The 10300-nt window shown below is 46.7% G+C and carries 9 protein-coding genes; 5 read left to right on the top strand and 4 right to left on the bottom strand.

Translation table 11 applies throughout. The annotated features are described in order from the left end of the window. The first annotated feature begins 472 nt into the window (after nt 1-472). Genes gmd through A8806_RS19015 form a run of 5 tightly spaced genes read left to right on the top strand, consistent with a single transcriptional unit; the run spans nt 473 to nt 6530 of the window. Complete coding sequence (gmd, locus tag A8806_RS19035) at nt 473-1522, top strand: GDP-mannose 4,6-dehydratase (protein WP_109732752.1); 1050 nt, start codon at nt 473-475, stop codon at nt 1520-1522. Between the two features lie 47 nt (nt 1523-1569). Beyond that, nucleotides 1570-2511, top strand: coding sequence for a GDP-L-fucose synthase family protein (locus tag A8806_RS19030; protein WP_109732751.1), 942 nt, complete (start codon nt 1570-1572; stop codon nt 2509-2511). Nucleotides 2512-2532: 21 nt separating this feature from the next. Beyond that, nucleotides 2533-3849, top strand: a complete 1317-nt coding sequence (locus A8806_RS19025) for a sugar phosphate nucleotidyltransferase (protein WP_109732750.1) — start codon at nt 2533-2535, stop codon at nt 3847-3849. Continuing rightward, nucleotides 3818-4825 (top strand): type I phosphomannose isomerase catalytic subunit, encoded by a 1008-nt coding sequence (locus tag A8806_RS19020; RefSeq protein ID WP_242996183.1) that lies wholly within the window; start codon nt 3818-3820, stop codon nt 4823-4825. The genes A8806_RS19025 and A8806_RS19020 overlap by 32 nt, the downstream gene beginning before the upstream one ends. Nucleotides 4826-4835: 10 nt before the next feature. Next, nucleotides 4836-6530, top strand: a complete 1695-nt coding sequence (locus A8806_RS19015) for a phospho-sugar mutase (protein ID WP_109732749.1) — start codon at nt 4836-4838, stop codon at nt 6528-6530. Between the two features lie 65 nt (nt 6531-6595). On the opposite strand, the gene rfbC is transcribed toward A8806_RS19015, so the two are convergent. The 4 genes from rfbC to rfbA all read right to left on the bottom strand — a co-directional run bounded on the left by rfbC (nt 6596) and on the right by rfbA (nt 10168). Next, nucleotides 6596-7204 (bottom strand): dTDP-4-dehydrorhamnose 3,5-epimerase, encoded by a 609-nt coding sequence (gene rfbC, locus A8806_RS19010; protein WP_109732748.1) that lies wholly within the window; start codon nt 7202-7204, stop codon nt 6596-6598. A gap of 19 nt (nt 7205-7223) precedes the next feature. Further along, nucleotides 7224-8111, bottom strand: a complete 888-nt coding sequence (gene rfbD / locus A8806_RS19005) for a dTDP-4-dehydrorhamnose reductase (RefSeq protein WP_109732747.1) — start codon at nt 8109-8111, stop codon at nt 7224-7226. Nucleotides 8112-8167: 56 nt separating this feature from the next. Continuing rightward, complete coding sequence (rfbB, locus tag A8806_RS19000) at nt 8168-9187, bottom strand: dTDP-glucose 4,6-dehydratase (RefSeq protein WP_109732746.1); 1020 nt, start codon at nt 9185-9187, stop codon at nt 8168-8170. Between the two features lie 84 nt (nt 9188-9271). Next, nucleotides 9272-10168 carry a glucose-1-phosphate thymidylyltransferase RfbA gene (gene rfbA / locus A8806_RS18995; RefSeq protein ID WP_109732745.1) on the bottom strand — a complete coding sequence of 299 codons (897 nt, stop codon included), beginning with the start codon at nt 10166-10168 and terminating at the stop codon, nt 9272-9274. Nucleotides 10169-10300 lie beyond the last annotated feature (132 nt).

The following is a 10300-nucleotide window of genomic DNA, read 5'->3' as shown; positions in this document are numbered from 1 at the left end:
GATTACAGGGGCCGCTCTTGTTGCTGTCACACCAGCAACGAGAGCGGCCGCACATTTTGGGCTCTGTGTCAACCTTTAGAGGTGATTTTTTTAAATTTAGGTTAGACCCTTATTCAGGATTTAACCTCGTAACTTAACTAACTGACATTGGTTCACTCCCCAGCCTATCACTACGCTGATAGGCTGGGAGGAATAACGTAAAGCAGCCAATAAGCCTGCCCCTCGCCGAAGGCGACTTTAAATGGGCAGGCGAGTTACTGTTTACAGGCGTGCCTGTGAACAGTAATAATAATTCACAAAATCAGCAGAAATAAGGTGTTTATATATAAAAATCAGGATTATATTGAAAAAAACACTGTTCAAGATAGTCCTATTATATAGCAAGAATCTCTATTACTTTTTGTACAATATCCAAGTATAATCGGTAATTGAGCATGTAATTAAATTCATTTGAAAATAGAGAGGGAAAGATATGAAAAAGGCATTGATTACCGGTATTACAGGACAGGATGGTTCCTATCTGGCTGAATTTTTGTTGGAAAAAGGGTATGAGGTACATGGAATTACACGAAGGGCATCGATTTCCAACACGTCACGTATTGATCACCTGATAGAAAAAAATGCAGTTACACTGCATGACGGCGACCTGTCAGATTCTTCATCCCTGATACGTATCATTGGAATCGTACAGCCGGATGAGATTTATAATCTGGCGGCGCAGTCGCATGTACAGGTATCCTTTGACGTACCGGAGTATTCCGGGGATGTGGATGCACTCGGGGTGCTTCGTATACTGGAAGCTGTCCGGATTCTGGGACTGACGGGGAAAACCAGGGTCTATCAGGCATCTACATCAGAATTATACGGAAAGGTAGAAGAGGTGCCGCAGAAAGAGACGACGCCATTCCATCCTTACAGCCCTTATGCGGTAGCGAAACAGTATGGATTCTGGATTGTTAAAGAGTATCGGGAGGCGTATGGCATGTTTGCAGCCAATGGAATCCTGTTTAACCATGAGTCAGAACGGCGTGGAGAAAATTTTGTCACAAGGAAAATCACACTGGCATCAGCCAGAATCGCCTGTGGACTGCAGAAAACGCTGCAGCTGGGCAACATGGATTCCCTCAGGGACTGGGGATATGCAAAAGATTATGTAGAGTGTATGTGGCTGATGCTGCAGCAGGAGACACCGGATGATTTTGTGATTGCTACGGGAGAACAGCATACAGTCAGGGATTTCACGGAAAAGTCATTTGCAGAGGTTGGAATTACTCTTCGCTGGGAAGGGAAGGGGATCGAAGAAAAGGGCATCGATACAGCGACGGGAAATGTGCTTGTGGAAGTGAACGAGACATGGTTCAGACCCACAGACGTGGATACTCTGCTTGGGGATCCGACAAAGGCTAAGACCATACTCGGATGGAATCCGAGAAAGACAAGCTATGAGGAACTGATTAAAATCATGGTGCGGCATGACTTGGAACTGGCAAAGAGAGAAGCAGCACTGAAAAAGGTTTGCTAAGGAACAGACAACTGGATAGTCGAAGACATAGGAGTGTGAAACAATAAATGGAAAAAGAAGCTAAAATATACGTTGCAGGACATAGGGGAATGGTCGGATCGGCCATTGTAAGGACACTGGAGAAGCTGGGATACCATAATCTGCTTACCCGTACCCACCGGGAACTGGATCTCTGCAGTCAGGAAGCCGTAGCTGCATTTTTCAGGGAAGAGCAGCCGGAATATGTATTTATGGCGGCAGCAAAGGTAGGGGGAATCATTGCCAATTCCGAAGCACCGGCAGACTTTATGTACGAGAATATGATGATGGAGATGAATGTGATCCATTCTGCGTGGCAGGAAGGGTGCAGGAAATTACTGTTCCTCGGTTCTTCGTGTATCTATCCCAGAATGGCCGTGCAGCCTATGCCCGAGAGCTGCCTGCTGACATCGGAGCTGGAGAAGACGAATGAGGCATATGCCCTTGCTAAAATCAGTGGTTTAAAATACTGTGAATTTTTAAACAAACAGTATGGGACTGATTATATTTCAGCCATGCCGACGAACCTATACGGACCGAACGACAATTACCACCCTACCCACAGCCATGTTCTGCCCGCGTTGATCCGGCGTTTCCATGAGGCGAAGGAGCAGGGGCTGAAGGAAGTTGTATGCTGGGGAACCGGGGCGCCGCTGCGTGAATTTTTGTATGTGGATGATCTGGCGGATGCGTGTGTTTTCCTGATGAATCATTACAGCGGCATGGAGACTGTGAATGTTGGGACTGGCTTAGAACTGTCAATCAGGGCTCTGACAGAACTGGTGGCTAAAGTGACCGGGTATGAAGGGAAAATACTCTGGGACCATGACAAACCGGACGGAACACCGCGAAAACTGCTTGATGTATCAAAACTTGAAAAGCTTGGATGGAAGTACCGCGTAGATCTGGAGGAAGGAATCCGCCTGACTTATGAGGACTTTTTAAAAAATCCGATGAGAGCGGAGAGATAAATAAGAGGGTATGGTGAAAAGATGAACATTGTATTACTGTCAGGCGGTTCAGGAAAAAGACTGTGGCCGCTATCAAATGATGTGAGGTCAAAGCAGTTTATTAAAATATTCAAATGCGAAGACGGAAGTTATGAATCGATGGTCCAGAGAGTTTACCGCCAGATCAGGACGGCAGATATCGACAGCACGGTTACCATTGCTACATCAAAGACGCAGGTATCCGCGATCCACAACCAGCTGGGAATGGACGTGAATATATGCGTAGAACCATATAGGAGGGATACGTTTCCCGCAATTGCACTTGCGGCTTCTTACCTGCGTGATATAAAAAAACTGTCAGAGGATGAGTCCGTTGTTGTCTGCCCGGTCGACCCTTATGTAGATGAAGAATATTTTAAGGCGCTCTCCAGGCTCGGCAGTCTTGCAGGGGAAGACGGGGCAAATCTGGTATTGATGGGGATTGAGCCGACTTATCCAAGTGAAAAATACGGATATATTATTCCGGAAAGTGAGGCGGAAATCAGTTCGGTAAGAACATTTAAGGAAAAACCTGATGTGGAAACTGCAGAGAAATATATCCAAAACGGTGCGCTCTGGAATGGCGGGGTCTTTGCCTTTAAGCTGGGATACCTTTTGGAAAAGGCCCATGAAATAATCGGTTTTACAGATTATAATGACCTGTATGATAAATATGAAAGTCTCGAGAAAATAAGCTTTGATTATGCGGTGGCCGAGAAAGAGAAAAAGATACGTGTGATGCGTTTCTCCGGTTACTGGAAGGATCTCGGTACCTGGAATACTTTGACGGAGGAGATGGCAGAGGCTGCTATTGGCGATGTTACTCTGAATGATAGTTGTGAAAACACGAGTGTTATCAATGAATTGAATGTTCCTGTTTTATGTATGGGCACTAAAAATATCATTGTTGCTGCAAGTGCGGAAGGGATCCTTGTTTCGGATAAAGAGCAGTCCAGTTATATCAGGCCATATGTAGATGCGATGGAACAGGAAGTGATGTTTGCGGAAAAATCATGGGGCAGTTACCGTGTTCTGGATGTCGGGGAGGACAGCATGACCATAAAGGTAATTCTGAACAGCGGACATAACATGAACTACCACAGCCATGAAAACAGGGACGAAGTCTGGACTGTCGTGTCAGGCATGGGCAGGACCATAGTAGACGGCATGGAAGAACCCGTGAGGCCGGGGGACGTTATCACGATGCAGGCGGGATGCAAACATACTGTTTTTGCTGATACCGAACTGGAACTGATAGAGGTCCAGCTCGGCAGGGAGATTAGTGTATATGACAAACAAAAGCATGACCTGGAAGTGTGAGCCCTTTCTTTTAAAACCGGCAGGGAAGGATTATATCTGGGGCGGAAGACGGCTGAAAGATGAGTACGGCAAGGAATTAGAAGCAGTGCCGCTTGCCGAAACATGGGAGTGTTCGACCCATCCCGATGGGGAAAGTGTTGCAGCATCCGGGGTCCATGAGGGGGAAAAATTAAGCATAATCTTTAAGGAGCACCCGGAATATATGGGTACCCACCCGAAAGGGAACGGGGAACTGCCGATTATGATCAAACTGATTGATGCAAAACAGGACCTCTCGGTACAGGTGCACCCGGATGATGAGTATGCCAGAAATCATGAGAACGGACAGCTTGGAAAGACGGAGATGTGGTATGTGGCAGATGCTGCTAAAGATGCCAGACTGATCTATGGTTTTTACCATGACATGGATAGGGAGTCGGTTAAAGAGGCCCTGGAAGACCACACGATTGAGAAATACCTGCAGAAAATAAGGATTCAAAAAGACGACGTTTTTTTCATACAGGCCGGAACGGTTCATGCAATCGGGGCCGGGACCCTGATTGCTGAAATACAGGAAAGTTCGAATCTGACATATAGGTTATATGACTACGAACGCAGGGATAAGGATGGAAATTTCAGAAAGCTCCATGTAGATAAGGCGCTGGATGTCCTGAACTATAAAAGCAGCGGCAGCCCCCGCCAGCCAATGCGGGTGCTCCGTTACCAGAATGGTTTTGCGCGGGAACTTTTGTGCAGGTGCAAATATTTTCAGGTGGAACGTTATCTTCTGAATACAGAACGGACGAGAAAACTCGTAAATTTTGACGTGGGCAGGAATTCATTCAAGGTACTCTTATGTCTCGAGGGCTGCGGCGTTATTTTTATGAAGGACGGCCAATTCCTGAATATATTCAAGGGAGACTGTATCTTTGTGCCGGCAGGCTGTGAGTGTTTCAAAATGCATGGGAAACTGCAGCTTCTTGCTGTCGGATGCTAGGGAGGAAAATATGATACCAGTAGTACAGATGGAAGAAGAATATTTCCGGTGGCTGGGAGAAGCCGGCCGGGATGAGGATGTTATAAAAGAACTAAAGGACATGGAAGGGGATGCCCGCAAGATACAAGATGCCTTTTACAAGAATCTGGAATTCGGAACCGGGGGACTGAGAGGGGTGATCGGAGCGGGGACAAACCGTATGAACGTATATACGGTAGCAAAAGCGACACAGGGATATGCGGATTATTTAAAAAAGAATTTTCCGATTGAGAAAAGAATGGCGGCGATCAGTTTTGATTCGCGTATAAAATCAGAGCTATTTGCGAAAACGGCAGCAGAAGTATTGGCTGCGAATGGAGTCAGGGTTTTAATATTCCGTGAATTAATGCCTACGCCCTGTTTATCATATGCGGTCAGGCAGCTGGGCTGTGCAGGCGGTATTATGGTAACCGCCTCCCATAATCCGGCACAGTATAACGGGTATAAGGTTTACGGTGCGGACGGCGGACAGATCACAGATACCGCTGCGGCTAAGATTCTGAGTGACATAGACAAGACGGATGTTTTAAACGGTGCAGAAAGAATCGCGTTTGAAGAAGGCCTTGTGTCCGGCACGATTCAATTTATCGGCGATGATGTTATAGATGCCTATATAGGCAGCGTTAAGTCACTGTCTCTGGCAGAACAAGAGATGGGCAGGGAAGACATGTCTATCGTATATTCACCACTAAATGGCACGGGGCGAGTTCCAGTGTTTCGCTGTCTTCGTGAGTGTGGTTTCCGAAAGATTACGATGGTCAAAGAGCAGGAATATCCGGACGGAACATTTCCCACCTGTCCTTATCCTAACCCGGAAGAGGAAGACGCGATGGCGCTGGGAATAGAATATGCCAAGCGTGTCAATGCGGATCTGGTTCTCGCAACAGACCCGGATTGTGACAGGGTGGGAATTGCAGTGAAAAAACATGAAAATGAATATACACTGTTGTCAGGGAACGAGACGGGAATCCTGTTGTTTGATTATATATGCAGCCAGAGGCTGGCTCAGGGCAAGAGGCCGGAGGATCCTGTTGCAGTAAAAACGATTGTTACAACGGAAATGGCCCGTGCCATAGCACAGAACTATGGGGTGAGGCTCATCAATGTTCTGACCGGATTCAAATATATAGGAGAGCAGATTACACAGTTGGAGAAAAGCGGCAGGGGGGATTCTTATATCTTTGGATTTGAGGAAAGCTATGGATATTTGAGCGGCACCCATGTAAGAGATAAAGATGCAGTGAATGCGTCGCTCTTAATCTGCGAGATGTTCGCACACTATAAAGAGAAAGGGATTTCACTGATAGACCGGCTTACACAGCTCTTTCAAAAATATGGTTACTGGGTCAACACCCTGTATTCCATCCGGCTGGAAGGAGCGGACGGTATGGCGAAAATGCAGGAGATTATGGAGAAATTCCGGGCAGGAGTGGACGAGTTTGCGGGATATAAAGTGGCAGAATGTACGGATTACGCAGAGGGAATAAACGGACTCCCAAGATCGAATGTGCTTCAGTTCAGGCTGGAAAATCAATGCTCGGTAGTGATACGCCCTTCCGGGACAGAACCAAAGCTGAAAGTATATATTTCAGCATGTGCAGGGACAAAGGAGCTGGCAGAAAGGGCGGCGGAGGATGTAAAGAAATTTGTTATAAGATTCTGCTGATGATTATGCATATGATGTGATGGTAATAAAACAGGGAGTGTATATCTGTACACTCCCCACTATATTTAAAACTTAAAAGTATTCCGGATCCCATCCCATTTCTGGTCTTTCTCACTTAAGTTCAGCCCGGTCCCGTCTTGCAGACGGTACCCCCCGGCTGAAGCACTGCCGTGGTATTCACCGGTAACCTGAGGCCAGCTGATTCCGATTTCGGGATCATTCCACGCCAGCCCGCCTTCGTCGCCCGGATGATAGAAGTCTGTACATTTATAGCAGAACTCCGCGACATCAGAGAGAACCAGGAATCCGTGTGCAAAGCCTTCCGGAATATAGAACTGTTTCTTATTCTCCTCAGTGAGCTCCACGCCGAACCATTTTCCATAAGTATCGGAACCACTCCGAAGGTCTACGGCAACGTCGAAGACATGGCCTTTGATCACACGGACGAGTTTTCCCTGTGGGAATTCTTTCTGGAAATGGAGCCCGCGCAGTACGCCTTTTGTGGAGCAGGACTGGTTATCCTGAACGAACTGCATGTTCAGCCCGGCCTCTTCCATGTCTTTCTGGTTATAGGTTTCCATGAAATATCCTCTGGCGTCACCGTGGACAGCCGGTTCGATGATACAGAGCCCCTCGATGCCGCCAACATTTTTATCTACTTTTATCTGTCCCATCTTTACCTCCTGATATTTCCTAAAATTCAATTTCTTTCAGATATCTCTGAAGCGCATCCTGCCATGTAGGCAGAAGAGTAAATCCATTTTCGGTCAGCTTGCTTTTGTCGAGCCTGCTGTTGAAAGGCCGTTTCGCTTTTGAAGCGCCGTACTCCTCGGTTGTGACAGGGATCACATGAAGCCGGTCAGCAGAATACTCCGGACGGCCCATTGCGGAAGCCTGGCGGAAGATTTCTGTCGTAAAATCATACCAGCTGATATACCCGCCTTCGTTTGTTGCATGATAATATCCATATTTATCTGTTTCAATCATGTCGACAAGCAGTTTTGCCAGATCATAAGTATAAGTAGGAGTTCCGATCTGGTCGCTTACGACCTTGATTGTATCGTGTGATTTTCCGAGACTTAGCATTGTCTTAATGAAGTTTTTGCCGTTCTTGCCAAATACCCATGCAATGCGTACGATATAATATTTTTCCAGTGTCTCTGAAACAGCGAGTTCACCGGCAAGCTTTGTTTCGCCGTAAACACTTAAGGGTTTATAATCCCGGCAGTCCGGCTTCCAGGGGGCAGTGCCCTGGCCGTTAAACACATAGTCGGTAGACAGATACAGCATTTTGCAGTCCAGCTCTTTGCAGACTTTTGCGATATTCTCTGTCCCAACAGCGTTAACAAGACGTACCTTTTCACAGTTATCTTCATCCTCGGCCGCATCGACAGCGGTCCACGCTGCACAGTGGATCACAGCATCGGGAGCTGTTTCTGTAACAACTCTGTTAACCGAAGCGGCGTCCGTAATATCCATTTCTTCAATATCTACACCGACAGCCTCATGGCCGCGTTTTGTCAGTTCATTGACGCAGTCAAAGCCAAGCTGTCCCTTTACACCTGTTACTAAAACTTTCATATGTCCACTCCATTTCTAAGGGGGAACCTTTCACCCTTTTGCTGCATTTCAGAGTTCTAGCGGTTTCCATACATTTTTTCATAATAGTTCTGATATTCGCCTGAAATGATGTTTTCCCACCATTCCTTGTTTTCCAGATACCATTTGATTGTCTTTTTGATGCCGTCGGCAAACTTTGTTTCCGGCAGCCAGCCAAGCTCATTGTGGATCTTGGTCGGATCGATGGCATAGCGCATATCATGGCCTTTACGGTCTGTCACATAGGTAATCAGGCTTTCTGGTTTGCCAAGTTCTTTACAGATAATCTTAACGATATCGATGTTCTTCATCTCGTTATGTCCGCCGATATTATAAACCTCGCCGACACGCCCTTTGTGGATGATAAGGTCGATGGCCTTGCAGTGGTCCTCAACATACAGCCAGTCACGTACATTTTCACCTTTGCCGTAAACCGGGAGCGGTTTATCATTTAACGCATTTGCAATCATAAGCGGGATCAGTTTTTCCGGGAAATGATACGGTCCGTAGTTGTTCGAGCAGCGGCTGATTGTTACAGGCAGGCCGTAAGTGCGGTGGTAAGCCATAACGAGCAGGTCCGCTCCCGCCTTGGATGAGCTGTATGGGGAGCTTGTGTGGATTGGGGTTTCCTCTGTAAAGAATAAATCCGGCCTATCCAGTGGGAGGTCACCATATACTTCATCCGTAGATACCTGGTGGTAACGTGTGATTCCATATTTCCTGCAGGCATCCATCAGTACGGCAGTTCCTTTAATGTTGGTATCCAGAAATACTTCCGGGTCTTCGATAGAACGGTCGACATGGCTTTCCGCCGCAAAGTTTACAACGATGTCAGGATGTTCCTCTTCAAACAGTTTGTAAACGGCCTCGCGGTCTGTGATGCTTTCTTTGACAAAACGGAAATTTGGATTGTCCATGACAGGTGCGAGAGTAGTAAGGTTGCCTGCATAAGTCAGGCTGTCCAGACAGATGATGCGGTAATCCGGATATTTGCCCAGCATATGGAAAATAAAGTTGCTTCCGATAAATCCGGCCCCGCCGGTCACGATAATATTCATTGTTTGATTCTCCTTAATAGTATATTCTTAACAAATGAGATTTAGTGCAGCTGTTCACACCGAAAAGGGTGTCCACAGTTACGGTTAATGTAAAATGTCCAGATACTTTCCGTCAAGGACATCTTTCAGGTACTGGCCGTACTGGTTTTTCTTCAGTACTTCGTAAACCTTCAGTACGTCTTCTTTGGTGATCCAGCCGTTGAGATATGCAATCTCTTCCAGGCAGGCGATTTTACGGTGCTGGTGGGACTCCACTGTTTTTACAAAATTAGTAGCCTCCACAAGGCTTTCGTGTGTACCGGTATCCAGCCATGTGAATCCCTGTCCGAGCAGCTCCACGTTTAAGCTGCCGCTTTCCAGATAAATGCGGTTCAGGTCTGTAATCTCCAGCTCCCCGCGCGGGCTTGGCTTTAAGTTTCTGGCATAATCGACAACTTTGTTATCGTAGAAATACAGCCCGGTGACACAGTAATTGCTTTTTGGTACGGCTGGTTTTTCTTCTATAGAAATAGCTTTCCCTTCTTCGTTGAATTCTACGATGCCGAAACGTTCCGGGTCATCGACATAATAACCGAAAACGGTCGCCCCCCTGCCGGATTCTGCGTTTTCGACGGCAGCCTTCAGACGCTTGCGAAGACCATGTCCTGCGAAAATATTATCGCCGAGGACCATTGCAACGGTATCATTGCCGATAAATTCTTCTCCGATGATGAATGCCTGGGCAAGTCCGTCCGGGCTCGGCTGAACCGCATAAGTAAGGTCTACGCCGAACTGGTGGCCGTCGCCTAACAATTCCTGAAAACGGGGCGTATCCTGCGGGGTGGAAATAATTAAAATATCGCGGATGCCTGCGTTCATGAGAACTGACATTGGATAATAGATCATAGGTTTATCATAAATCGGCAGTAATTGTTTGGATGTAACCATTGTTAGAGGATAGAGGCGTGTGCCGGAACCTCCTGCTAAAATAATTCCCTTCATGTGAAATCTCCTTTATCTTCCGTGCAGCATTGCCAGCACGTGGTTAATAAGTATCAAAGATAAGTCAATCCTTGTCAGCCATAATCGTATTATAAAAGGTGACCTTAGGTCACCTTCAAGCCTTTTTATAAA

The sequence above is a fragment of the Faecalicatena orotica genome, from assembly GCF_003149245.1.
GTDB lineage: Bacteria > Bacillota > Clostridia > Lachnospirales > Lachnospiraceae > Faecalicatena_A > Faecalicatena_A orotica.
This window is presented reverse-complemented; position numbering and strand designations above follow the sequence as displayed.

Bases quoted from the DNA above. Each gene is read 5' to 3' on its own strand.
- rfbA (WP_109732745.1), bottom strand. From the start codon at position 10,168: ATGAAGGGAATTATTTTAGCAGGAGGTTCCGGCACACGCCTCTATCCT.
- A8806_RS19015 (WP_109732749.1), top strand. From the start codon at position 4,836: ATGATACCAGTAGTACAGATGGAAGAAGAATATTTCCGGTGGCTGGGA.
- A8806_RS19020 (WP_242996183.1), top strand. From the start codon at position 3,818: ATGACAAACAAAAGCATGACCTGGAAGTGTGAGCCCTTTCTTTTAAAA.
- A8806_RS19030 (WP_109732751.1), top strand. From the start codon at position 1,570: ATGGAAAAAGAAGCTAAAATATACGTTGCAGGACATAGGGGAATGGTC.
- rfbD (WP_109732747.1), bottom strand. From the start codon at position 8,111: ATGAAAGTTTTAGTAACAGGTGTAAAGGGACAGCTTGGCTTTGACTGC.
- rfbB (WP_109732746.1), bottom strand. From the start codon at position 9,187: ATGAATATTATCGTGACCGGCGGGGCCGGATTTATCGGAAGCAACTTT.
- rfbC (WP_109732748.1), bottom strand. From the start codon at position 7,204: ATGGGACAGATAAAAGTAGATAAAAATGTTGGCGGCATCGAGGGGCTC.
- A8806_RS19025 (WP_109732750.1), top strand. From the start codon at position 2,533: ATGAACATTGTATTACTGTCAGGCGGTTCAGGAAAAAGACTGTGGCCG.
- gmd (WP_109732752.1), top strand. From the start codon at position 473: ATGAAAAAGGCATTGATTACCGGTATTACAGGACAGGATGGTTCCTAT.